Here is a 24,285-nt window from a genome sequence, read left to right as displayed (position 1 = left end):
CGGCCCGGATGCACGAGCCGCTGCGGCGATGTAAGCGCGGATCGCTCCGGCGGTCGATCCCTGCCGTCAGCGCCGCATCGTGCGCCAGTTGATGTAGACCTTGCGCAGCGGGCCGATCTCGACGGGCTGGTCGAGCGCCGCCGCCCCGTCCCGTTCGATGAGGTCGAGGTACCGCCCTGCTAGCGCCGCCGGCAGGAAGGCCGGTCGCAGCGGCTTGGGAATGTCGCCGAGTTCGGCCATCCAGGCGCGCACATGCTGGCGCCCGAAAGCGGTCATCGCCGCAATCGCGCGGCCTGCCGGTTCGCGCTCGCCGCGGATCAGTTCTTCGGTCGAGCAGCCGGCAGCTGCGAGGATGTCGGCCGGCACGAAGACCTGCCGCCGGGCACGATGCTGCGGCAACAGGCGCAGGACGCCGGCCACCGTCTGGGCGACACCGGCATGCCCGGCAGCATCGGCCTGCGTCTCCGCCGCATCGCGCGCCAGCACCATCGCCGTCAGCATGATCAGCGTCGAGGCGGTCTCGCCGGCATAGGCCTCCAGTTCTTCGCTCGACGGCATCGGATCGTCATAGAGGTCGAAGATGCGCGCTTCGAGGAAGCGGTCGAACGCCGCACGCGGCAGCTCGTGGCGGGCGATCGTGTCGGCAACGGCAGCGGCGACCGGATGCCCGGCCGCGCCCTGGTCGGGCGCCGCCAGTGCGTCCCGCCACCATTGCAGGCGGATCTCCCCCGGCATCGGTTCGCTCACCGAATCGCGCACCCGCGCGGTCTCTATGTTGAATGCGTAGAGGGCGGCGACATCGTCGCGCTTGTCCGCCGGAACGAAAGCCAGCGAGATCGCCCGGTCGCGATCGGCGGCCTCCACCAGTCGCAGGCACTCGGCGTAATTCTCGCTCAGATCCGTCATGGCCGTGTCTCAGCGCCTCGGCTTGGTTCGGGCTGCAGGCCCGCGGATGAAAGATGGTGTGGCGCGGGGCTTCAAGCCAGCCGTCTGCCGGCGTCAGGCCGCCGCGGAGGTCACGAGAACTGGCTCAGTCGACCGCGACGAGCGCCGCCGCCACGGGCCGGCCTTCCGACAGCATGATGTTGAAGGTGCGGACTGCCGCACCCGTCGACATCGGGTCGCAGGAGATGCCGACCTGGCGCATGCGGTCGGCCAGCGCCGGCGGCAGCCGACGAATGTCCGTGCCGGTGCCGAACAGAAGGAAGCCGATCTCCTCGGCCTCCTCGAACACCTTGCCGAGACGTTCGCCGGTAAACGGCGCCTCCGCGGTGCCGTCCCAGCCGTAGATGCCCGACGGCAGACACAGGATCGAGCCGCGATGCGACATGGAGGCGAAGCGGAAGCCGCCATTGCCATAGGCCTCGATCGGGGCGCGGCCCGGGAAGTGAGCCTCGCGGATCTCGATACCCTTCGCCATGTCAGGCCTCGCGCGCCGTCGAGCCGCCCTCGCGCGCCGCCTCTTCCTCTTCCTTCTTGGCCGCGAAGTCCGAGGCCCGCAGCTTGAAGAAGATCAGCGCCGGCGCGGCGACGAAGATCGACGAGAAGGTGCCGATCGCCACGCCGAAGAGCATGGAGGCCACGAAGGAACGGATCACCTCGCCGCCGAAGACGAACAGGGCCGCCAGCGCCAGAAGCGTGGTCGCCGAGGTCATGGTCGTGCGCGCCAGCATCTCGTTGTCGGACAGGTCGAGAAGCTGGCCGATCGGCATCTTCTTGAAGCGCCGCAGATTCTCGCGGACCTTGTCGTAGATGACCACCGTGTCGTTCAGCGAGTAGCCGACGATCGTCAGGATCGCCGCGACACTGGCCAGACTGAATTCGAGCTGCGTCACGACCAGGAAGCCGAGCGTCAGGAAGACGTCGTTGACCGTCGCGATGATCGCGCCCAGTGCGAACTGCCACTCGAAGCGGATCCAGACATAGATCAGGATCGCGAAGAGCGACGCCAGAACGCCGATGACCGCCGCGAAGGCCAGTTCACCCGACACGGTCGGGCCGACCACTTCGGTGCGGCGGAAGTCATAGTCGGCCGCCAGGGCCTCCTGCGCCGATTCCACGATCGCCACCTGCGACGCGTCGCCGCCCTGCGAGCCGATGCGGATCAGCGCCTCGGTCGGGGTGCCGAACTCCTGCACCTGCGCGTCCGGTACGCCGATCGCGCCGAGACGCTCACGGATGTCGCCGATATCGGCCTCGCCATTCTTGGCCTGCACCTCGATGAGCGTGCCGCCGGTGAAGTCGATGCCCAGGTTGAGCCCGACGGCGAACAGGCCGCCCACCGACGCGACGCACAGGAGCATCGACAGGGCAAAGGCTTGCAGACGGACCTTCATGAACGGAATGCGCGTGACTTCCGGCACCAGCCGGATGAAGCCGCGCGGCAGTTCCTTCGGCCGGCTGCGGCGCACCCATGCGGCGACGAGCCAGCGGGTGAGCGTGAAAGCGGTGAAGACGGTCGTGATGATGCCGATGGCCAGGGTCACGGCGAAGCCGCGCACCGGTCCCGATCCCAGGAAGAACAGGACGACCGCCGCGATCAGCGTGGTGATGTTGGCGTCGAGAATCGTCGCCAGCGCCTTCTGGAAACCGATGTCGATCGCCTGCACCACGGACCGGCCCTGCCGGCGTTCGTCGCGGATCCGCTCGTAGATCAGGACGTTGGAATCCACCGCCATGCCGAGCGTCAGCACGATGCCGGCGATGCCTGGAAGGGTCAGCGTGGCGCCGATGACGGTCAGCACCGCGAAGAGCAGCACGAGGTTCACGATCAGCGCGATGTTGGCGATGATGCCGAGGAAGCCATAGGCAGCCAGCATGAAGACCACGACGAGAAGAGCGCCGATCACGCCGGCGGTCTCGCCGGCGGCGATCGAATCGGCGCCGAGGCCCGGTCCGACCGTGCGTTCCTCGATGATGTTGAGCGTTGCCGGCAGCGCGCCGGCGCGCAGCAGCACCGCGAGATCGTTGGCGCTCTGGACGGTGAAGCTGCCGCTGATCTGCGCCTGGCCACCGAGGATCGCCTCGCGGATGTTCGGCGCCGACAGCACCTTCTCGTCGAGAACGATGGCGAAGGGCCGCCCGACATTCTGCTGGGTGACAGCGCCGAAACGCTGGGCACCCTGGGTGTCGAAGCGGATGTTGACGACCGGCTCGTTGCTCTGGCTGTCGAAGCCGGCCTGGGCGTCGGTCAGGTTTTCACCCGACACCATGATCTGGCGCTGCACGAGAACCGGCGCCGGGGTCGGGTCGTTGGTGTAGAGAAGCTCGGAGCCCGCCGGCGGACGGCTGCCCCGGGCGACGTCTTCGGCCGAAGCGGTGACGTCGACGAGGCGGAAGGTCAGCTTGGCGGTCTGGTTGAGCAGCGCCTTCAGCCGCTGCGGATCGCCGAGACCGGGCACCTGCACCATGATGCGGTCGTCGCCCTGGCGCTGGATCACCGGCTCGGTGGTGCCAAGCTCGTCGACGCGGCGGCGCACCACCTCGATCGACTGGGTCACCGCGGCCGACGTGCGATAGGCAACACCCTCGTCGGTAAGCGACAGGGTCAGGACGCCGGGCTGCGGCTCGGCGATCGCCACTTCCGTCACCGCGCCACCACCCAGCACGCTGCCGCTGGAGATCGGGTCGGTCATCGGCGACAGCGCCTCCCGGGCGGCCGCCACCTGTTCGGGGTCGCGCAGGCGGATGGTCACGGTGCGATCGCTGTCGGACAGGCCGGCATAGCCGATGCGCTCGGTGCGCAACGCCTGCCGCGCGTCGTCGCGCAGGGTCTGCACCCGGTCGGCGACCAGCGACTGCGAATCCACCTCGAGAAGGATGTAGGAGCCGCCCTGCAGGTCGAGGCCGAGCGTGACGGACTGCTGCGGGAACCAGGACGGCAGCTTGTCCAGCGCCTGCTGCGGCAGGACGTTGGGCGCCGCATAGAGGACGCCGATGGCGACCGTCAGCCAGATCAGAAACGTCTTCCAGCGCGAGAAATAGAGCATGGGTGTCCCGACAGGGTCGACGGCCGCGCCGGTATTGCGCGCCGTTGGCAAGCGTTAAAACCGCCGCCGCCGACCCTTGTGGCAAGGCCAGCAGCGACGCGATCTCAGTCCCGTGGCGCTGTGTGCGGCGCCAACACGGCTATTTGGTGTTGGCGGCGGTCGGCTCGCCCTTCACCCGGACATCGGCGACGGTGCCCTGCATGACGCGCACGCGGGTCTGCTCGGAGATCTGCACTTCCAGTTCGCCGCTATCGTGAACCTTGGTGACCTTGCCGACGATCCCGCCGCCCGTGACGACGGTGTCGCCGCGGCGGATGTTCTTCAGCATTTCCTCGCGCTTCTTCATCGCGGTGCGCTGCGGGCGGATGATGAGGAAATACATGATCGCGAACACGGCCACGAACGGCAGAACGCTGATCAACAGATCGCTCCCCCCCGCTACGGAACCCGTCTGGGCGAAAGCCTCGGTCACGAACATGGAAAAAACCTCTCAGAGAATCGGCACAGGATCATGCCTTGCGCGACGCAGCGCCGACAGCAGGGCCTTTACGATGTGCGCGGAATATACGATCGGTCGCCCCGAATGCAACAAGCGTCCACCGGGCCGACGGTCCGGCGGAGCTTCGAGACGAAAGAGCCACCATGGATGCCGCAGAACTCGCCAGCCTGAAGCACACGATGGACCGGATCGCGGGGGCGCTGGAGCGGCTGGCACCGCCCCCCGCCCCGGCGCCTGACTTTACGGCGGCGGACTGTTTCGTCTTCGACCCGCCGGCCGCGCTCGTGCCGGTCCCCTCGGTCAACCGCGTGCCGATCGCGCTGCTGAAGGGTATCGAGCGTTCGCGCGACATCCTGCTGGAGAACACCGACCGCTTCGCCCGGGGTCTGCCGGCCAACAACGCGCTTCTGTGGGGCGCGCGCGGCATGGGCAAGTCGTCACTGGTGAAGGCCGCGCACGGCGCGGTCAATGCCGGGCTCGAGGCGGGCGCGGCGCCGGTCAAGCTGATCGAGATACACCGCGAGGACATTGATCATCTGCCGCGCCTGATGGGGATCGTGCGGGCCGCGCCCTACCCGTTCCTGCTGTTCTGCGACGACCTGTCCTTCGACATGGGGGATTCGGCCTACAAGTCGCTGAAGGCGGCGCTGGAGGGCGGCGTCGAGGGACGGCCGGGCAATGTTCTGTTCTACGCGACCTCGAACCGGCGCCATCTCCTGCCGCGCGACATGATCGAGAACGAGCGGTCGACGGCGATCAATCCCGGCGAGGCGGTCGAGGAAAAGGTGTCGCTGTCCGACAGGTTTGGCCTGTGGCTCGGCTTCCACCGCTGCAGCCAGGACGACTATCTGGCGATGATCGACGGCTATCTGGCCGCCTATGACCTTGACGTCGATGCCGATCGGGTCCGCCACGAGGCGCTGGAATGGGCGACGACCCGGGGCAGCCGCTCCGGCCGCGTGGCCTTCCAGTTCGTCCAGGACCTGGCCGGCCGCCTCGGCCGCACGCTGACGCCGGTAGCCGGTAGCTGATTCCGCAGGCCCGAACGCAAATGGCCCGACCCCGCTGCTGTCCGCGGGGCCGGGCCGGTCACGCCTGGAGGTCGGCGTCTACTGGAGGTACTTGGTCGGATCGACCGGAGCCGAATCCTTGCGCACCTCGAAGTGCAGAAGCGGAACGTCGGTGTCGCCCGACATGCCGGACTTGGCGATCTGCTGACCGCGCTTGACCTTGGCGCCCCGCTCCACGTCGATCTGATCGGCGTGGCCGTAGACGGTGACGAGGCCGTTGTCGTGCTTGACGAGAACGGTGTTGCCGAACTCCTTCAGTCCGTCGCCGGCATAGATCACGACGCCGTTCTCGGCGGCCTTGATGGGCGTGCCGCGCGGCACCGACAGGTTCAGGCCGTCATTGCGGCGCGAGCCGACCTTCTCGCCGAAGCGATTGACGACGCGGCCCTGCACCGGCCAGCGCAACTGGCTGATGCCCGTGGAGTTGGGCGCGACGGCCGCCACCTCGGTCTCGACTTCCTTGCTGACCGTCGTCGACGGGCTGGCCGCTGTCGGCGTCTCCGTGGCCGACGGACGGCCGGACTTCTCGGCGGTCTTCGGCGGCGAATAGGATTTCGGCGACGAATCGGCTTCAACCTTCTGCGGCTCGGCCTGACGCTGGGGCTCCGGCGCGGCCTTCGGCTCGGCGCTTGCGACGCGGGTCGGCGCCGATGCGCCGGCCGGCAGGCTCAGCGTCTGGCCGATGCGGATCGTGTCGTCGCTCATGCCGTTGGCGCGCTTGATGTCGGCGACCGAGACGCCGGTGCGGCGTGCGATGCCGAGCAGCGAATCGCCGCTCTCCACCTTCACGCTGCCGCTGGCGGCGGCCGACCGCGTCGGCTGCGACGTCGCAGCGCTCGACTGCATCGGCCGGCTCTGCGGAGAGACGACACGGGCCGCCTGCTCACCCAGGGTCGATGGCGGTGCGCCGCGGGTCGCGGGCATCGAGGATGAGGTCGGCGCAGCGGAGACCTGCGACTGCGGCGCGTTGGCGTAGCTCGGCGGCGGCGGAGGCGGCAGCTGGCTGGTCTGCACGGCGCCCGAGGTGGCGACGCCGCCCTGCGGATAGCTGTTCGCCGCCGTCTGGTAGGAACCCTGGTTCTGCGCCGGGTAACCCGATGCCGCCTGCGCGCCGTTGCCATAGGCCGGCATGCCGCGGGAGACGCTGCCGGTGTTCATGGCATCGACGTCGCCCGGATAGGGCTGGCTGGCTGCCGCCATCTGGTTGCTGGCCGGCGCCTGCGGCACGGCCCCGGTGTAGAAGCCGTCGTCGAAACGCACGACGTCGGAGCTGCAACCCGCCGCGAGGCCGGCCATTCCCACCATCGCGACGGAGCGCACCATTCTGAGCCGCACGGATTTCAGCACATTGATACGCATCGCCGTCCCTTGAGCACGCTAGTTTACTCTTGGACCTATTGAAGCGCGTTAATCTTACTGCCCGGTTAAGTCGCGGGGCAAAAACGACATTTCTTGGACGTCGACGCCATGTTTGACGGCCCATCGACGCCCTGTCGCGCCCGGTCAGAGGGCGTCGGCCGTGCCGAAGGCCAATGGCTGGTAGTGCACGGTGCCCAGTGGCTCGCGCTCGAAGCGGCTGCCCACCTTGCGCAGGCGCAGGAGTTCCTGCGGCCCGTCCCCCGGCCCGAGTGCGCAGATCATCGCGGCGTTGGAGCCGAGCTGGTCGAGGAACTGGCGCGGCACAGCGGGAAACGCCGCATGGACGATCACCCGGTCGAACGGCGCCCCGCCGGCGAAGCCGTCGCGTCCGTCTTCCAGGAACAGCGAGATGTTGGTGATGCCGATGTCGCGCAGCCGCCGCCCCGCCGGCTCCACCAGCCCCCGATAGCGGTCGAAGGAGCTGACATGGGTGCCGAGCCGCGCCAGGAGGGCGGTGATGTAGCCGCTGCCGGTTCCGATCTCCAGAATCCGGTGCGCCGGTTGTACGTCCAGCGCCGCCACCAGCCGCACCGCGGCCAGCGCCCCGTGCATGGTCTCCCCGCAGGCGAGCGGGGCCGAGCGGTTCTCATAGGCGTTGGCGATGCCCTCGGGCAGGAACAGCCGACGCGGCACCGATTCCACCGCTTCCAGAAGCCGTGCGTCGGTGATGCGCTCCGACCGGAGCGACAGCAGGAAGGCCGCCAGATCCTCGCGGTCGCGCCCCGCGCCTTCGCCGGTCGGCGCCATCAACCGAGCAGCGTGCGCAGCTCGTCGCGCAGCGCATGGGCGGTCAGGTCGAGATGCAGCGGCGTGACCGAGATTCGCCCGGCGGTCAGGGCGGCCACATCCGACTGTTCCACCTCGGCGCCGGCCTGACGTCCGAACTTCAGCCAGAAATACGGGAAGCCGCGGCCGTCGCGGCGCTCTTCCATGCCCAGCGAATAGTCGAGCTTGCCCTGGCGCGTGACCTCGATGCCCTCGACCGCGTCGGCTTCGACTGCCGGGAAATTGACGTTGATCAGATGCCCGGGCGGGGTGTCGAAGGTCATCAGGCGCTCGATCAGCGCCGGCGCATGGGTCTCGGCCGTTTTCCACAGCGCTTCGCGATGGCTGCCGGGCTTGAACGCCTGGCTGAGCGCAATCGAGCGCAGGCCCAGCATCGTGCCTTCCATGGCGCCGGCGACCGTGCCCGAATAGGTGACGTCGTCGCAGATATTCTGCCCGGCATTGACGCCCGACAGCACTAGGTCCGGCGGAGAATCCATCAGTTGCTTGACCGCCATGATGACGCAGTCGGTCGGCGTGCCGGACAAGGCGAAGCGGCGCTCGTCGATCTTGCGCAGGCGGAGCGGCGAGGACAGCGTCAGCGAATGCGACAGCCCGCTCTGGTCGGTCTCGGGCGCCACCACCCAGACGTCGTCCGTCAGTTCGCGCGCGATCCGCTCCAGCACGGCAAGGCCTTCGGCGTGGATGCCGTCGTCATTGGTCAGCAGCAGGCGCATCAGGCCGTCCTCTCGATCCGTTCGAGCCCACCCATATAGGGCCGCAGGGCCTCCGGAACGGTGATCGAGCCGTCTTCGTTCTGGTAATTCTCCATGACCGCGATGAGCGCCCGTCCGACGGCGACGCCGGAGCCGTTCAGCGTGTGAACGTAGCGCGCGGCCTTCTCGCCCTCGACGCGGTAGCGCGTGCCCATGCGGCGCGCCTGGAAGTCGCCGCAGACCGAACAGCTGGAGATTTCGCGGAACGCGTCCTGCCCCGGCAGCCAGACCTCGATGTCGTAGGTCTTGCGCGCACCGAACCCCATGTCGCCCGCGCACAGCGTGACGACCCGGTAGGACAGGCCGAGGCGCTTCAGCACCTCTTCGGCCGCCGCGGTCATGCGCTCGTGCTCGGCAATCGAGGAGCCCTCGTCGGTCACCGAGACCAGTTCGACCTTGTAGAACTGGTGCTGGCGCAGCATGCCGCGGGTGTCGCGTCCGGCCGAGCCGGCTTCCGAGCGGAAGCACGGGGTCAGCGCCGTGAAGCGCAGCGGCAGGTCGCCTGCCCCTAGCATCTGCTCGCGCACCATGTTGGTCAGCGGCACCTCGGCGGTCGGGATCAGCCAGCGGCCTTCACTGGTGTGGAACAGGTCTTCGCTGAATTTCGGCAACTGGCCGGTGCCGAACAGCGCCTCGTCGCGCACCAGCAGCGGCGCCGCGGTTTCCTGATAGCCGTGCTCGCCGGTGTGCAGATCGAGCATGAACTGGCCGAGGGCACGTTCCATGCGGGCGAGTTGGCCCTTCAGGATGGTGAAGCGCGAGCCGGAGATCTTCGCTGCCTGCTCGAAATCCATCAGGCCGAGGCCTTCGCCGAGCTCGTAATGCTCCTTGGGCGCGAAACCGAAGTTCGGCGCCTCGCCGTGACGGCGGATCTCGACATTGTCGGTTTCGTCCGCGCCCTCGGGCACGTCGTCGAGCGGGATGTTCGGAATGCGGGCAAGCGCGTCCTCGAGCGACTTGTCGATGCGCCGCTCGGTCTCCTCGCCGTCCTGGATGGCTTCCTTGATCTCGCCGATCTCGCGGATCAGCTCCTCGGCGCCGGCCTCGTCACCGGTGCCCTTGGCCTTGCCGATCGCCTTGGACGCCTCGTTGCGCCGACCCTGCAAGGTCTGCAGGCGGGTCAGATGCGCCCGGCGCTCTTCGTCGAGTTTGAGAAGCTGTTCGGCCAGGGGCGCGGCGCCGCGTCGTGCGAGGGCCGCATCCAGCTTGTCCGGATTGTCACGTATCCACTTGATGTCGAGCATTGATTCCCGTTTCCCGACCGACGAGCGGCGGGATCCGGGTCATGCTGTCAGCTATCGGCTTGCGCCTCGCTTTCGCGCTGCCGCTGGACCCGCTTGCGTTCGATCATCCGTGCCGCAAAGATCGACACCTCGTAGAGAAGGATCGTCGGCAGGGCAAGACCGATCTGCGACATGGGGTCGGGCGGCGTCAGGATCGCCGCGGCGACGAAGGCCAGCACGATGGCGTATTTGCGCTTGTCGGCCAGCCCCTGCGAGGAGGTGATGCCCGCCCGCACCAGAAGCGTCGCCACCACAGGAAGCTGGAACACCAGTCCGAAGGCGAAGATCAGCGTCATGATCAGCGACAGATATTCGGAGACCCGCGGCAGAAGCTGGATCGCGGCCTGTCCGCCGGTTCCCGTCTGCTCCATCGACAGGAAGAACCACATCACCATCGGGGTGAAGAAATAATAGACCAGCGCCGCACCGAGCAGGAACAGGAGCGGCGTGGCGACGAGGAACGGCAGGAACGCGCCGCGCTCCTCGCGGTAGAGCCCGGGGGCCACGAATTTGTAGATCTGCGAGGCGATCAGCGGGAAGGCGAGGAAGAAGCCGCCGAACGCCGCGATCTTCACCTGGGTGAAGAAGAATTCCTGCGGCGCCGTGTAGATCAGTTCGACCTGCTTGTTGTGCACGCCGGCCCATTCTGTCGCCGTCTGATACGGAATGACGAGGAAATTGAAGATCGGCTTGGCGAAGAAGAAGCAGACGATAAAGGCGAGCAGGAAGCCGCCGATGCTCCACATCAGCCGCGTACGCAGCTCGATGAGGTGCTCGATCAGCGGCGCCGAGGAGGCCTCGATATCGGTGTCGTTCCGACTCACGCCGCGTCCTCGCTCTTCTTCTGGGGCGCGGCATCCGCGCTTTCGGCAGGCTTGTCCGCCGGCTGCGGGCTGTTGGTCGCCCCCGCCTTGTCGGGTTCGGCCGCAACGGCCGCACCGGAGGCGCCCGGCACCTTCGGCTCGGGCGCCTTGGTCGCGGCCTTCAGCGACGAGCGAATCTCGTCGCCCACCGCCTTCATCGGGTTCATTGCCGCCCGCACGTCCTTGGTCGGATCGAGATCGCGCACCTTGCTGACGGTGTCCCTGACATCGTCGAGCTCAGCCTCGCGCAACGCATCGTCGAACTGGCGGCGGAAATCGCCGGCCATGGACCGCAACTGCTTGCTGGTGCGCCCGAACGTGCGCAGCATGCGCGGCAAATCCTTTGGCCCCACGACGACCACCAGGATCACCGCGACGACCATGAGTTCGGACCAGCCGATATCGAACATTTCAGCGTCTCGGAAACAGCGAACTGACCTGATGACGACGGCACACCGTCGTCATCGATGACCTCATGTGCAGGCGATCAGTTGACCGTCTTCTCCCGCTTGACGTCGCGGGCCACCACATCGGCCTCGTTGTGGTCGAGCGACCGGCGCTCCTGAGCAGTCGCCTCGGTCTCGTCCTCCGACATGCCCTTCTTGAAGCTCTTGATGCCCTTGGCAACGTCACCCATCAGTTCCGGGATCTTGCCGCGACCGAAGAGCAGCAGCACGACCGCAAGGACGATGAGCCAATGCCAGATGCTGAAGCTACCCATTATAAAATCTCCCTGGAACGCGTAAGGCGTTCGATCTTCCCAAGCTAGCGATCGTCCGCGGACTTTTCAAACACGATAACGTCTTGCGGATCAACGGAAACAACGACGTCGCGCCGCCCCTGCTCGACAATTCCCGCCCGCATGCGTGAGCGCAGCGGATAATCGAGCCCCTCGATGGCCACGGTCATCAGATCGACGCTGCCCAGAAACCGCCGTGCGACGATCCGTCCGAACACGCCGTCGTCCCGCTCCTGCAGTCGCAGGCCCGTCAAACGCAGGGCAACGGTCATCGCCGTGCCGTCCGGCAGGGCCGTGTCGGCGACCGGTCCGAGCGCCGTCACCACGCGGCCGCCCCGCACCTCGCCATCAATGACGTTGAGTTCGGAGAAGAAACCCGCGGCGAAGAGGCTCGCCGGGCGGCTGTAGAGTTCGGCCGCCGTGCCCAGCTGCACGAGACGCCCGTCGCGCAGAAGCGCGATTCGGTCGCCCATGCGCATCGCTTCCTCGGCGTCGTGGGTGACGATGATCGCGGTCGCCCGGCTTTCGCGCAGGATCTGCAGCGTGTCGGTCCGCACCACGTCCTTCAGCCGGCTGTCCAGGCCGGAGAACGGCTCGTCCATCAACAGCACCGACGGGCGCGGCGACATGGCGCGCGCCAGGGCCACGCGCTGCTGCTCGCCGCCCGACAGGGTGTGCGGGTAGAGGCCCGCGGAGCCACTCAGACCGACCCGCTCCAGCGCCGCCATCGCCTCCTTGCGGGCCGCGTCGCCCGCCATGGCGGTCAGGCCGAAGCGGACATTCTCGGCGATGGTCATGTGCGGAAACAGCGCGAAGTCCTGGAACATCAGGCCGATGCCGCGCTTTTCGGGCGGCACGAACGCTGTCTCGCCGGCGATCTCGCGTCCGTTCAGAACCAGCCGCCCCGCCGTCTGCCGCTCGATCCCGGCGGCGATCCGCAGAAGCGTCGTCTTGCCCGATCCGGACGGACCGAGCAGGCACAGGATCTCGCCGGGCTCGGCAGCCAGGTTGATGTCGTTCAGAATCTGCGTGTCGCCGACCGCGTGCGAGACGTTCTCGAAGGCGAGCCGGGCGGCAAAGCTGACGCCGGCGCTCGTCCTGCTCGCGGATTTCTGGGATGGCGCGACGGCGTCGCGGGTCCGGTCATGCACGTTGGACAGCCCGTCACTCTGGTCGGCCGGCGCGCGCGCCCAACCTTCTGCGCTCTGGCTAACCCTTCGCCGCGGCGACGGCAACCGGTTCAGGCGACGCGGGCGACGAGTTCGCGGTATTCCGCCCGCAGCGCGGCCTCGTCGGACGGCACGATCGGCGCGATATAGCTCTCAGCGGCGGCGGCCCGGCGCTGGGCCTCCCCGGTCAGTGACTGCGCGGCGTCAGCGACCTTGCGCATCTCCGCCATGTCGCCATTGCAGTGGAGCACCACGTCGCAGCCGGCATCGAGGCATTCGCGGCTGAGGTCGCCGAGATCGCCCTGCAGCGCCTTCATCGAGATGTCGTCGCTCATCAGGAGACCGTCGAAACCGATCTCGCCGCGAATGACCTCTTCGATCACCACGGGCGACAGCGTTGCGGGGCGCGTTGCATCGATATCGGTATAGAGAATATGCGCGGTCATCGCCGCGGGCACCGTGTTCAGGGCCCTGAACGGGGCGAAATCGGTCCGGGACAGCTCGGCGCGGGGCGTTGCGACCACCGGCAGGCGGTAATGGCTGTCGGCATTGCCACGACCATGGCCGGGAATGTGCTTCACCACCGGCAGGCCGCCGCCAGCCACGAACCCGTCCGCCACGGCCTGGCCGAGGGCGGCGACGGTGTCGCCGTCGAGGCCGTAGGCCCGATCGCCGATGACCGAATTCGCGCCCTGCACCGGCACGTCGAGGCACGGCACGCAGTCGGCATTGATGCCGTAGACCATGATGTCGGCGGCCAGCAGCCGGCCCTGCAGCCAGGCGGCGCGCACGCCCGCTTCGCGATCGGCGGCGTACAGGCGACCGAGATCGGCCGGCGTCGGATAGGCCGGCGCCATCGGCGGCTTGAGGCGATTGATCCGCCCGCCTTCCTGGTCGATGAAGATCGGGGTGGCGGCGCGCCCGCCGATCTCGCGCAGTCCGGCCGCCAGATCGGACAGTTGCGACGCGTCGGAGATGTTGCGGCCGAAGACGATGAATCCCCAGGGCCGCTCGTCGGCGAAGAATGCGCGTTCGTCCGCCGTCAGGCGAAGCCCGGCCGGCGCGGCAATCCACGCCTTCGATCCGCTCATTCCCGTCTCCTGTGCGTGCACGGATGGTCCCGCGTCAGCGCCGGGACGTGTGTCTGTATGAAGAATGGAAGGCGCCGTTCCGCGCGAGGAACGGCCCGTCAGTGCGACCCCGGCAAGCCCGGCGACGCTCAGCGCGCCACGAAGCAGCTTCCGCCGGCTGATTTGAGCTGGGAACACAGGCTCGTCGCCTCGTCCTTGGAGCCGGTCGCCACGCGCACCCGGTAATAGGTGCCCTTGCCCGGAATGTCGGCCGACTGGATGACGAGATTGCGCCCGCCGATCACGCCGGCATAGCGCTGACCGAGCGCCTGCGACGATTCCCGCGCCGCCGTTTCGCTCGGTTGCGAGGAGATCTGGACGTAATAGCCGTCACCGGCGGAGGCCGTCCCGGCGGCGGGCGCCGCTGCGGGCTGTGCCGCGATGCTGGCGGTTTCCGTGGCCGAATCGACGGCCGGCTCCGGGGCGACCGGGGTCGGCGCGGGCGCGATGGCGGCCGGCGACACCTGCGGCTCCGGCTGCGCCGTGGCAAGCGCCGCCACGCGGGTCGCGGCCGTGGCCGGTCGCGTTGGCTTCATCGCCGGCACGGGCATGCCCGGTGCGGGCTGTCCGGCCGATGCGGTGTCGTCCGCGGTCTCGGTCGTCGCGGCATCGGCCGCGTCCGTTGCCAGTTCGACCGGACGCGAGGAGGCCGGAATCATCGCCGGATTCTCGCCGCGCAGATCCGCCATCGACGTCTCGGGCACGGTGTCCTCGGTGACCAGCGTGCCATCCGGCCGCACGGTCAGGGTACGCACGCGCCGTGGCGTCAGCACCGCGATCGGCTCGGCCGAGGCAGACGCGTCGGCGACCCGCACGGAGCCGTCGCCGATCCCGTTCGACGCGGCACGCGCCGAGCCGATCGGGCTGAGATCGACGCCCGGCAGATCGTTGGCGACCTGCGAGGGCAGTTCCAGCGGCTCTTCGGCAGCCGACAGGAGGGTGGTCTGCGACGGCTTGATGTCGGCATCGGCGCTCTGGACGCGCTCGTAGACCGCCTTGTTCTGATTCGGCACGGCCCGGCCGCCCGGATCCTTCGGCGCGACCTTCACCGGCTCGGGGTCGGCGCGCACGATCAGCACCTCGTCCGAGCCCGCTACGCCGCCGCTTCCGGATGCGTAATAGGCGCCGACGCCGCCGAGCAGCGCGATGACCAGCACACTGGCGCCGAAGCCGAACGAACGGGGCGAGAAACGTCCCTGCCCCGCCGCGAGCATGGCACCCGCAGCACGCTGGGACGCACCGCGAACACCGCGGCCATCATCGAAACGATCGTCGAGCGATTCGACGCCGAAGGCATTGCTGTCGTCCTGGGCGAGACCGGCATGGCTGTGCTGCGGCGCGGACGGTCCGCTCGCTGCCGTGCGCGTATCGGACCCGTCCCATGCCTCGTTGACGCGCTGAACCTGCGGCGTCGTGGTCATCGCCGCGAGTTCGCTGGCGATCAGTTCGTCGAAATCGTCGAGCGGCTTGGTGCTGGCCTGCGGCATCGGCGCGGGTTCGACCCGTGCCGGCGCAAAGGCCTCGCTGTGATGCAGCGGCGTGCCGCGCGGATTGGCGGGAGCCGACAGGCCACGCAGGGCGACCTCCAGCTCGTCGTCGATCGCGGCGTCGAGCTGGGCCTCGGGAGCGGCCGGCGGCGTCGCCGAGCGCGGCTGGCCGGCAAAACCCGTGGTCGCGGCGGCGGCGCCGCGCGGCGACACCCAGTTCGCATAGGAATTGGTGATGGCCTCGTCGTCGCGGGACGGCGCGTCAGCAGCCATCGCAGGCGCCGCGAAATCGTCCATCGATTCGAAGCTGCGGTTGAATTCCTCGTCGAGGACGCCGGCCAGGGCCTCCTCGTCGAAACCGGTCGCATCGCCGGTCGGCGCGGCAGCGATGTCACGCTCGGCGCGTACCGCAGGCTCCGCGCCCCAGGGCTGATCGATCAGTTTCGCCAGATCCGCGAACGGATCTTCGTCAGGCGTTGCCGTCAGCCGGTCCGTCTTCGAACCCGCGCCGTTCATGTCCCCCGTCGACATTCACACCCCCGCCTATCTTCGTGCTCCGGAGGCGTCCGGCCCCTTCTTATGGGCTAGGGGACGAACTTGACCAAAGCGTGATCGGTCAGCGCATTTCTTCCGGAGCGTCGACCCCGATCAGGCCGAGTCCCGTAGCCAGAACCAGCGCCACGGCCTTCACCAGAGCCAGTCGGGCAAAGGTGATCTTGGCCTCATCAGCGTTAACAAACCGTAATTCCGGCAGGTCCTTGCCGCGATTGTACTGCGCGTGGAAGGACGATGCGAGGTCGTAGAGATAGAAGGCCAGCCGGTGCGGCTCCTTTGCATCGGCGGCCGATTTGATCAGCCGCGGGAACTCCGCGAGCTTGCGGATCAGGCCGATCTCACCCTCGTCGTTCAAGAGATTCAGCGTCTCGCGGTCGAGCGAAGCGAAGTCGGGCAGCGTCAGCCCGGCTTCGACGGCCTGGCGGAAGATCGCGGCCGAACGGGCATGGGCGTACTGCACGTAGAAGACCGGATTGTCCTTCGACTGCTCGGTGACCTTCTGGAAGTCGAAGTCGAGCGGCGCGTCGCTCTTGCGAAACAGCATCATGAAGCGGACTGGATCGCGGCCCACCTCCTCCACCACATCCGCCAGCGTGACGAAATTGCCGGAGCGCTTCGACATCGTGACCGGCTCGCCGTTCCGGTAGAGCTTCACGAGCTGGCACAACAGCACGTCCGCCGTCGCGGTGCCGCCGGACACCGCCCGCGCCACGGCTTCCAGCCGCTTCACGTAGCCGCCGTGATCGGCGCCGAGGACGTAGACCATCTCCTGAAAGCCGCGCTCGAACTTGTCGTGGAAATAGGCGACATCGGCGGCGAAATAGGTGTAGCGCCCGTCGGACTTCACCAGCGGCCGGTCCTGGTCGTCGCCGACCTCGGTCGAGCGCAGCAGGGTCTGCTCGCGGTCTTCCCAATCCTCGGGCAACTGGCCCTTGGGCGGCGGCAGCGAGCCCTGATAGACGAAGCCCCGCTCCCGCAGATCGGCGATCGCCGCGGCGATCTTGCCGCCATTGTCGTCATGCAGGGTGCGCTCGGAGAAGAACACGTCCTGCTCGATGCCCAGCAACTTCAGATCGGCGCGGATCATCGCCATCATGGCGTCGATGGCCCGTTCGCGCACCAGCGGCAGCCATTCCGCCTCGTCCATCGCCAGCAGCCGGTCGCCGAACTCGCTCGCCAGCTTTTCGCCTACCGGCTTGAGATACTCGCCGGGATAGAGACCGGCCGGGATCTCGTCGATCGTCTCGCCCAGCGCCTCGCGGTAGCGCAGCAGCGCCGAGCGCGCGAGGACGTTCACCTGCTCGCCGGCATCGTTGATGTAGTATTCGGTGGTCACCTCGTCGCCGCCGAAGGCCATCAGGCTCGCCACGGCGTCGCCCACGACCGCACCGCGGCAATGGCCGACATGCATTGGCCCGGTGGGGTTGGCCGAGACATATTCGACATTCACCCGACGGCCGGTGGCCGGCGCCCGGCCGAAATCGCCGCCGGCGGCGAGAATGCCGGCCAGATGCGCGATCCAGAAGGGTTGGCGGAGCTTCAGATTGATGAAGCCCGGTCCGGCGATCTCGGCCGTCTCGACATCGGGATCGCGGGCGAGATGCGCGGCGATGCGGGTCGCCAGATCGCGCGGCTTCAGGCCCAGCGGCTTGGCCAGCACCATCGCGGCATTGGTCGCAAGATCGCCATGGGCGGCATCGCGCGGCGGCTCGACCGTGACGCGCGCCAGGTCCGGCACGCCGTTTTCACTATCGGAAAGAACGGCTTCGACCGCAGCCTTCACGCGCGATTCGAAATCGGCGAAGATGTTCATCCTGGACCTCGACTGGTTCCGGCGGCCGCCGTCGCGGCGCGGCCCGGACGTTCTGGCGACCGGGCATTACGCATATGCGTGCCTTAAAGAAGGAAAGGCCGGCTAGCGCAATTGCGGAGTGACGTCAAACAGCCGGCGATGCTCGGACATGGCGAAGGTATCGGTCATGCCCGAGAGGTAATCCGAGACGCGCCGCGGCAGCTTGTCCGCCGGCAGCCTCTCGGCATCGCGGCTCCAGTCGCCCGGCATCAGGTCGGGTCGCGCCATCAGCCGCTCGAACAGCGCATCCACGATGCCTTCGGCGGTGCGCATCACCTGCATGATGCTCTCGTTGCGATAGACCCGTTCGAACAGGAAGCGCCGCGTCTCGTCCACCGCCTCGCGCATGGCCGGCGAGAACACCACGACCGCGCGGTCGGCCGAGCGGATGTCCCCCGCACTCTTCGGCTCGATCGCGGCGATGCCCGAGAGCGCCGTGCCGATCACGTCCTCGACCATGCGGGTGATGTGGCGCCGCAGGATCTCGTGGCCGGTGCGGGTGCGGTCGAGACCCGGATAGGCCTCCTCCACCTCCTTCAGGATGGCGCCCGCGAGCCGCAGCTCGCGCAGATCCTCCACGTCGATCAGGCCGGCCCTGAGCCCGTCGTCGAGATCGTGCGTGTTGTAGGCGATGTCGTCCGAGATCGCCGCGGCCTGCGCTTCGAGGCTGGCGAAGCCGTGGAGATCCAGCGGGAACAGCGCGTCGAAATCCGCCACGGGCCTGGGCAGCAGCGTGCCCGGCTCGGCCCGCGGCCCGACCAGCGGGCCATTGTGCTTGACCAGCCCCTCCAGCGTTTCCCAGGCAAGGTTCAACCCGTCGAACTCGGCATAGCGATGCTCCAGCGCCGTGACGATCCGCAGCGACTGGGCGTTGTGGTCGAAGCCGCCATAAGCCGCCATCTGCCGGTCGAGGGCCCGCTCGCCGGCGTGGCCGAAGGGCGTATGGCCAAAGTCATGCACCAGCGCGATGGCCTCGGTGAGGTCCTCGTCGAGCCGCAGCGCCCGGGCGAAGGCGCGGGCAATCTGCGACACCTCGATCGTGTGGGTCAGGCGGGTGCGGAAATGGTCGCCCTCGTCGGCCACGAAGACCTGGGTCTTGTGCTTCAGCCGGCGAAAGGCGGTGGAATGGACTATCCGGTCGCGATCGCGCTGGAATGGCGTGCGGGTGAGGCTGGCCGGTTCGGGATAGAGGCGGCCGCGGGATTCCTCGGGCTGGACGGCGTAAGGGGCGCGGGCGATGCCGCCCATCCCGATCCGCGCGAATGCCGCGTCGCGTGTTCCCTGGAATTCATCCATCGCGAAACGATCCGTCCCGATTGACCGGCCAACCCGGCGTCCATACTTAAGTGTCAGCCCTCGAACAAGGAGCGGCGCGCCCGCCAACGACGCGCCGAACGGCAAGATGACCGACACCACCGATCACACCGTCACCGTTTCCGAAGCCGCAGCCCGGCGGATCGCGGCGATCCTGTCGAAAAGCGACGACGCCGATTCGCTGCGCATTTCCGTCGAAGGCGGCGGATGCTCGGGCTTTTCCTACAAATACGACCTGACCAGCGGCCGCGAGGAGGACGACATCATCCTCGAGCGCGACGGCGCGCGGGTCGTCATCGACCCGGTCTCGATCGTCTATATGGAAGGCTCGGTGGTCGATTTCGTCGACGACCTGATGGGCCAGTCCTTCCAGATCCGCAATCCCAACGCCGTCGCCTCCTGCGGCTGCGGCACGTCCTTCTCGGTCTGATGCCCTCGTGCTGATCGCGACCTGGAACATCAACGGCGTCAAGGCCCGCCTCGACGCCCTCCTTGCCTGGCTGCAGGAACGTTCGCCCGACATCGCCTGCCTGCAGGAGATCAAGAATGTCGACGAGACCTTCCCGCGCGAGGCGATCGAAGCGCTCGGCTACCATGTGGAGACGCATGGCCAGAAGGGCTTTAACGGCGTCGCGCTGCTGTCGAAAGAGAAGCCGGTCTCGATCGAGCCGCGGCTGCCGGGCGACAGCAGCGACGAGCATGCCCGCTTCATCGAGGGCGTCTGGGATTTCCACGGCCGCCCCTTGCGGGTCGCCTCGCTCTACCTGCCCAACGGCAATCCGCTGGGCACCGAGAAATTCACCTACAAGCTCGCCTGGATGCAGCGTCTCCTCGCCCATGCCCGCGACAGCATGGCCCGCGAGGAACTGCTGGTGCTGGCCGGCGACTACAACATCATTCCCGAGCGCGGCGACGCGGCGCGGCCCGACAAATGGACGGGCGATGCCCTCTTCCAGCCCGAGAGCCGCGCGGCCTATCGCCGGCTGATCAATCTGGGGCTGAGCGACGCGATTCGCGCCACGACCGATGCCGACGGCACCTACAGTTTCTGGGATTATCAGGCCGGGGCATGGCAGAAGAACAACGGCATCCGCATCGACCATCTGCTGCTGTCGCCCGAGGCGCAGGACCGGATGGCGTCGGCGGGCATCGACCGGCATGTGCGCGGCTGGGAAAAGCCGTCGGACCACGTCCCGGTGCTGGTCGAACTGGCAGCCTGAGCCGCTCTGACGCCTTGGGTCGAACCGCGCAGGCGACCGTCACAGACAGCCGCAGATGATCAGTTCTTGGTGCTGACCACGCCGGTCGCCGACGCGATCTGCTGCTCGGCATAGGCGAGCGCAGTGCGCCGTTCGCTTTCCGAGGCGATCGCGAAAATCTCTTCCTGCAGCGGCCGGATCCACTTTTCGTCGCGCGGCGAGGCCCGCTTCAGCGCCATGGTCAGCATGCCGAGCCCGCGCACCGGCTGGGCCGGCAGCGAGATGCGGTCACCGTCGAACAGCAGATAGCCGAGCAGCGCCGCGGCGCCGACATTGCCCTTCTCGGCGGCCAGATTCAGCCAGCGCGCCGCCTGCCGGGGATTGGCCTTGCCGCCCTCCCCGTTCAGCGTCATGCGGCCCAGTTCGAACTGCGCCTTGGCGTCGCCGAAATAGGAGGCGGCGTGGAAGTAGAACTGCCGCGCACGCTGCAGGTCTACCGCCACCGGGCTGCCGGAAATCCCGACGCGCAGATAGTCGGCCAGCGCGACGACCGCGCTGGAAACATAGGCGGCATTGGTGAAGTTGCCTTCCTCCTCGCCCTGATCGCGCACGATCTGCTCGAAGATCTTGAAGGCCTCGTAGTCGTTCTCCGGCACGCCGTCGCCCTCGGCATACATCCGGCCGAGCTTCCAGCGCGCGCCCGGATGTCCCTTGTCGGCGGCGTAGCGCAGCGCCTCGAAGGCTTCCACCTTCTCGCCGCGCTGATAGGCCTTGAAGCCGAAGGAGAACAGTTCCAGCGGTCCTGCGTCGGGATTGACCCTGGCCGCAGGGTCGAGCGCGAGCGCCGACCCGCCGACGCTGCCAAGCAGCGTCAACGCCAGGATCGAGACCGACAGGAACGAACTAGAGGTCCGCATAACAGTGCTTTTCCGCCGCTGCGCCCGGATGTGTCACTGCGCCGAGGCGCGCCGTGCCGACCTGCTGGGCGTATTTCCAGATGGCACCGGACTGGTAGTCGGTTTCGCGGGGCTTCCAGTCTTCGGCCCGCTTCTTCATGTCGTCATCCGAGACGTCCACGTCCAGTGTCCCGGCGACGGCATCGATGGTGATGATGTCACCGTCGCGCAGCAGGCCGATCGGACCGCCGAGCGCCGCTTCCGGACCGACATGGCCGATGCAGAAGCCGCGGGTCGCGCCGGAGAACCGGCCGTCGGTGATCAGCGCGACCTTGTCGCCCATGCCCTGGCCGTAGAGCGCCGCCGTGGTCGACAGCATCTCGCGCATGCCGGGTCCGCCGCGCGGGCCCTCGTAGCGGATGACGAGAACCTCGCCTTCCTTGTACTGGCGCTTGGAGACGGCCTCGTAGCATTCCTCTTCCGAATCGAAGCAGCGCGCCGGGCCGGAGAACCGCAGGTTCTTCATGCCCGCGACCTTCACGATGGCGCCGTCCTGGGCGAGGTTACCCTTCAGGCCGACGACGCCGCCGGTCTGGGTGATCGGCGTGTTGGCCGGATGGATGACGTCCTGGTTCGGGTTCCAGGTCACCTTCGCCATGTTCTCGGCAATGGTGCGGCCGGTGACGGTCATGCAGTCGCCGTGCAGATAGCCATGGTCCAGCATGGTCTTCATCAGCATCGGGATGCCGCCGGCCTCGAACATGTCCTTGGCGACGTATTTGCCGCCCGGCTTGAGGTTGGCGATGTACGGCGTCTTGCGGAAGATCTCCGCGACGTCGAACAGGTCGAACTCGATGCCGCACTCATGCGCGATCGCCGGCAGGTGCAGGGCGCCATTGGTCGATCCGCCGGTCGCCGCGACGACGGCGGCGGCGTTCTCCAACGCCTTGCGGGTGACGATGTCGCGCGGCCGGATGTTGCGGGCCAAGAGTTCCATGACGATCTCGCCCGAGGCGTAGCAGAACTTGTCGCGGATCTCGTAGGGCGCCGGCGCACCGCAGGAATAGGGCAGCGCCAGGCCAATGGCCTCGGCGACGGTCGCCATGGTGTTGGCGGTGAACTGCGCGCCGCAGGAACCGGCTGACGGACAGGCGACCTGCTCGATCTCGTCGAGATCGGCGTCGTTCATCTCGCCGACCGAATGCTTGCCGACCGCCTCGAAGATGTCCTGAACGGTGACCTGCTGGCCGCGGAAATTGCCCGGCAGGATCGACCCGCCATAGATGAAGACCGACGGCACGTTCAGGCGAACCATCGCCATCATCATGCCCGGAAGCGACTTGTCGCAACCTGCCAGACCCACCAGCGCGTCATAGGCGTGGCCGCGCATGGTCAGTTCGACCGAATCGGCGATGAGGTCGCGCGAGACGAGCGAAGCCTTCATGCCCTGATGGCCCATGGCGATGCCGTCGGTGACGGTGATGGTGCAGAACTCGCGCGGCGTACCGCGGGCTGCCGCGACGCCCTTCTTGACGACCTGCGCCTGGCGCATCAGCGAGATGTTGCACGGCGCGGCCTCGTTCCAGCAGGAGGCGACGCCGACCAGCGGCTGATGGATCTCTTCCTTGGTGAGACCCATGGCGTAGAGGTACGAGCGGTGCGGCGCGCGCGACGGCCCCTCGGTCACATGCCGGCTGGGCAGGTTCTTCTTGTCGATCGAATGCGCGTCCATCGGTCCCCCTCGTACACAACGCTGTTCATGGCCCGCCTCGACGCCGCGCCCGATCAGCACCTCTGGGGTGAGCGGGTTTTGTGGCGGCAACGGGGCATGGCTCCCCGCGGCGGACTATAGGCGATGCTCCGCTGCAATAGTGTTGCAGCGATCCCACAAGCAGCGAATTCACCTCGATGCCCGCGAGAGGGTCCCGGCCAGCAAAAAGGCGCGCCCTGCGGACGCGCCTTCCTTGTGCTTCAACGAGTTGGTCGCGAGACCGGACTCAGAAAGTGAACTTCATCGAGGCGTTGAGCGCATAGACGAAATCGTCGCCGACCGTGGCATTGAAGTACGCCCCGTCGTTGATCGACTGCTCGCCATCGGTCCAGTAGCCGACGAGACCGCCGAAGCGCAGCTCGCTCCACTCATTGGCCTTGAACGAGACGCCGCCGGCCAGGGTGTAGAGGTCGGTGTAGGTCGTCTCCGAACCGGTCGACACGCCGCGGTCGTAGCCGACCGAGACGGCGGCCGAGATCTCATCGGTGAACGCCCGGCCGAGGCCGATCGACGCCGTGTAGCCATCCCGCCAGTTGTAGGGCGACAGGCTCGAACTCGTGCCACTTGCGGTGGTGATCGAGCTGACCGCGGTGCCGTTGGTGCTCCAATCCGTCCAGCGGAACGACGCCAGCAGCAGCGTGCCCGGGGCGATTCCGGTCTGCGCGTTGATGTACAGGCTCTGCGGGCTTGTAACATCACTGAAGTTGGATGTTCCAGACGCGAGCTGTGTTCCAGCAGGAAAACCAACACTAGTCGTAGTGACAACGTTGCCGGCGCCTGAGAAGCTATTGTGCGTTACCTCTGAGCGGTACAATATCTGCGCACGGAACGCGATCTCTGGCTTCTCAAATGCCGCGCCAATCCGATAGCCAGGCGCGTAACCACTTTCCGTTTCCACGGTCGTGCGGACAGGAAGCGAGCCTAAGAGCGGTGGTGTAACTGAGAGGCTCGTTCCGTCGAAGGTGAAGTCTTCGGCAAAGACGCCGCCAAGAAGGCTGAAGCGGCCGATATCGTTGGTGTAGGAAAGCCGGCAGGTGAGGCCGAACTCGTTCGACTCGAACTCGCTCGTTTCAGTCTGCGCTCCAGCTGCCGGCCCCCGTGGAAGCGCCCCGCCCGGCGCGCCGGTGTAGTCGGATTCCGCCGCGAAGGAGATCACGTAGGTGCCTGCGCAGCCGGCCATCTCGCTGTTGATGCCGAAGGCCAGCGACGGGATGACGTAATCCTGCGTATAGGTGCCGAAATTGCCACTCTGGCCGTTGATCGACTCGAAGCCGCGCTGCGGATTGACGTAGGTGACGCCGGTCCGCATCACGGCGGTGCCCTGCTCGAACAGGATGTCCGTGTCAGCGGTGCCGCGCTGGAAGCCACCGGCGAGGGCCGACGTGCTGAGCGCCGCCGAAGCCAGGGACGCGCCAAGAATCGTTGTCAGAAAAGTTCGCAATGGAATCCCCCCACTCTTGTTGAACTTCCGCGGGAACCCAGCCGCTGAAAGTTGACGCAAACGTAAAC

Annotated in this window: 22 protein-coding genes; 3 read left to right on the top strand and 19 right to left on the bottom strand. The window is 67.4% G+C overall.

Annotated elements, in window-relative coordinates:
• Nucleotides 1–66: 66 nt before the first annotated feature.
• From SI859A1_RS07910 to yajC, 4 genes are all read right to left on the bottom strand, one after another.
• On the bottom strand, nucleotides 67–897 hold the full coding sequence (locus SI859A1_RS07910; RefSeq protein ID WP_040326388.1) for a phytoene/squalene synthase family protein: 831 nt from the start codon (nucleotides 895–897) through the stop codon (nucleotides 67–69).
• Between the two features lie 133 nt (nucleotides 898–1,030).
• Nucleotides 1,031–1,420 carry an Mth938-like domain-containing protein gene (locus SI859A1_RS07905; protein WP_009209281.1) on the bottom strand — a complete coding sequence of 130 codons (390 nt, stop codon included), beginning with the start codon at nucleotides 1,418–1,420 and terminating at the stop codon, nucleotides 1,031–1,033.
• Nucleotide 1,421: 1 nt separating this feature from the next.
• Entirely contained in the window at nucleotides 1,422–3,989 is a 2,568-nt protein-coding gene (gene secDF, locus SI859A1_RS07900) for a protein translocase subunit SecDF (RefSeq protein WP_009209280.1), read from the bottom strand.
• A gap of 139 nt (nucleotides 3,990–4,128) precedes the next feature.
• Nucleotides 4,129–4,467, bottom strand: a complete 339-nt coding sequence (yajC, locus tag SI859A1_RS07895; protein ID WP_009209279.1) for a preprotein translocase subunit YajC — start codon at nucleotides 4,465–4,467, stop codon at nucleotides 4,129–4,131.
• A gap of 164 nt (nucleotides 4,468–4,631) precedes the next feature.
• Between yajC and SI859A1_RS07890 the strand changes: the two genes are divergently transcribed.
• Nucleotides 4,632–5,519, top strand: a complete 888-nt coding sequence (locus tag SI859A1_RS07890; RefSeq protein ID WP_040325537.1) for an ATP-binding protein — start codon at nucleotides 4,632–4,634, stop codon at nucleotides 5,517–5,519.
• Nucleotides 5,520–5,597: 78 nt separating this feature from the next.
• Here SI859A1_RS07890 and SI859A1_RS07885 read toward each other — a convergent pair whose 3' ends face one another.
• The 12 genes from SI859A1_RS07885 to SI859A1_RS07830 form a co-directional block, all read right to left on the bottom strand.
• Nucleotides 5,598–6,917 carry a LysM peptidoglycan-binding domain-containing M23 family metallopeptidase gene (locus SI859A1_RS07885; RefSeq protein WP_009209277.1) on the bottom strand — a complete coding sequence of 440 codons (1,320 nt, stop codon included), beginning with the start codon at nucleotides 6,915–6,917 and terminating at the stop codon, nucleotides 5,598–5,600.
• A 144-nt stretch (nucleotides 6,918–7,061) separates the two neighbouring features.
• A complete protein-coding gene (locus tag SI859A1_RS07880) occupies nucleotides 7,062–7,724 on the bottom strand; it encodes a protein-L-isoaspartate(D-aspartate) O-methyltransferase (protein WP_009209276.1) in 663 nt (220 codons plus the stop codon).
• Nucleotides 7,724–8,479, bottom strand: a complete 756-nt coding sequence (gene surE / locus SI859A1_RS07875; protein ID WP_009209275.1) for a 5'/3'-nucleotidase SurE — start codon at nucleotides 8,477–8,479, stop codon at nucleotides 7,724–7,726. The genes SI859A1_RS07880 and surE overlap by 1 nt, the downstream gene beginning before the upstream one ends.
• Nucleotides 8,479–9,762, bottom strand: coding sequence for a serine--tRNA ligase (serS, locus tag SI859A1_RS07870; protein ID WP_009209274.1), 1,284 nt, complete (start codon nucleotides 9,760–9,762; stop codon nucleotides 8,479–8,481). Before serS ends, surE begins: the two co-directional genes overlap by 1 nt.
• 47 nt (nucleotides 9,763–9,809) lie before the next feature.
• Complete coding sequence (gene tatC, locus SI859A1_RS07865; protein WP_009209273.1) at nucleotides 9,810–10,625, bottom strand: twin-arginine translocase subunit TatC; 816 nt, start codon at nucleotides 10,623–10,625, stop codon at nucleotides 9,810–9,812.
• A complete protein-coding gene (tatB, locus tag SI859A1_RS07860) occupies nucleotides 10,622–11,074 on the bottom strand; it encodes a Sec-independent protein translocase protein TatB (protein WP_009209272.1) in 453 nt (150 codons plus the stop codon). The genes tatC and tatB overlap by 4 nt, the downstream gene beginning before the upstream one ends.
• Before the next feature lie 77 nt (nucleotides 11,075–11,151).
• Nucleotides 11,152–11,385 (bottom strand): twin-arginine translocase TatA/TatE family subunit, encoded by a 234-nt coding sequence (locus SI859A1_RS07855; protein ID WP_040325535.1) that lies wholly within the window; start codon nucleotides 11,383–11,385, stop codon nucleotides 11,152–11,154.
• Nucleotides 11,386–11,429: 44 nt separating this feature from the next.
• Nucleotides 11,430–12,554, bottom strand: a complete 1,125-nt coding sequence (locus tag SI859A1_RS07850) for an ABC transporter ATP-binding protein (RefSeq protein ID WP_040325533.1) — start codon at nucleotides 12,552–12,554, stop codon at nucleotides 11,430–11,432.
• An 89-nt stretch (nucleotides 12,555–12,643) separates the two neighbouring features.
• The gene (nagZ, locus tag SI859A1_RS07845; RefSeq protein WP_040325531.1) at nucleotides 12,644–13,663 is read right to left on the bottom strand and encodes a beta-N-acetylhexosaminidase; all 1,020 of its coding nucleotides are present in this window, start codon (nucleotides 13,661–13,663) and stop codon (nucleotides 12,644–12,646) included.
• 128 nt (nucleotides 13,664–13,791) lie between these two features.
• Nucleotides 13,792–15,720 carry an SPOR domain-containing protein gene (locus SI859A1_RS20305; RefSeq protein ID WP_009209269.1) on the bottom strand — a complete coding sequence of 643 codons (1,929 nt, stop codon included), beginning with the start codon at nucleotides 15,718–15,720 and terminating at the stop codon, nucleotides 13,792–13,794.
• Between the two features lie 85 nt (nucleotides 15,721–15,805).
• Entirely contained in the window at nucleotides 15,806–17,557 is a 1,752-nt protein-coding gene (gene argS / locus SI859A1_RS07835; RefSeq protein WP_009209268.1) for an arginine--tRNA ligase, read from the bottom strand.
• 102 nt (nucleotides 17,558–17,659) lie between these two features.
• Nucleotides 17,660–18,892, bottom strand: coding sequence for a deoxyguanosinetriphosphate triphosphohydrolase (locus SI859A1_RS07830; protein ID WP_009209267.1), 1,233 nt, complete (start codon nucleotides 18,890–18,892; stop codon nucleotides 17,660–17,662).
• A gap of 106 nt (nucleotides 18,893–18,998) precedes the next feature.
• On the opposite strand from SI859A1_RS07830, the gene erpA reads away from it, so the two are divergent.
• The gene (erpA, locus tag SI859A1_RS07825) at nucleotides 18,999–19,340 is read left to right on the top strand and encodes an iron-sulfur cluster insertion protein ErpA (RefSeq protein WP_009209266.1); all 342 of its coding nucleotides are present in this window, start codon (nucleotides 18,999–19,001) and stop codon (nucleotides 19,338–19,340) included.
• 7 nt (nucleotides 19,341–19,347) lie between these two features.
• Nucleotides 19,348–20,130 carry an exodeoxyribonuclease III gene (xth, locus tag SI859A1_RS07820; protein ID WP_009209265.1) on the top strand — a complete coding sequence of 261 codons (783 nt, stop codon included), beginning with the start codon at nucleotides 19,348–19,350 and terminating at the stop codon, nucleotides 20,128–20,130.
• 59 nt (nucleotides 20,131–20,189) lie between these two features.
• Here xth and SI859A1_RS07815 read toward each other — a convergent pair whose 3' ends face one another.
• The 3 genes from SI859A1_RS07815 to SI859A1_RS07805 form a co-directional block, all read right to left on the bottom strand.
• A complete protein-coding gene (locus SI859A1_RS07815; protein WP_009209264.1) occupies nucleotides 20,190–21,026 on the bottom strand; it encodes a tetratricopeptide repeat protein in 837 nt (278 codons plus the stop codon).
• Nucleotides 21,013–22,737, bottom strand: coding sequence for a dihydroxy-acid dehydratase (gene ilvD, locus SI859A1_RS07810; protein ID WP_040325529.1), 1,725 nt, complete (start codon nucleotides 22,735–22,737; stop codon nucleotides 21,013–21,015). The genes SI859A1_RS07815 and ilvD overlap by 14 nt, the downstream gene beginning before the upstream one ends.
• 265 nt (nucleotides 22,738–23,002) lie before the next feature.
• Nucleotides 23,003–24,217, bottom strand: a complete 1,215-nt coding sequence (locus tag SI859A1_RS07805) for a long-chain fatty acid transporter (RefSeq protein ID WP_148233776.1) — start codon at nucleotides 24,215–24,217, stop codon at nucleotides 23,003–23,005.
• Nucleotides 24,218–24,285: the final 68 nt, after the last annotated feature.

The organism is Aurantimonas manganoxydans SI85-9A1 (assembly GCF_000153465.1).
In the GTDB taxonomy this organism is placed as follows: Bacteria; Pseudomonadota; Alphaproteobacteria; order Rhizobiales; family Rhizobiaceae; genus Aurantimonas; species Aurantimonas manganoxydans.
Note: the sequence above shows the minus strand (reverse complement) of the source record. Positions and strands in the feature narration are given on the sequence as shown.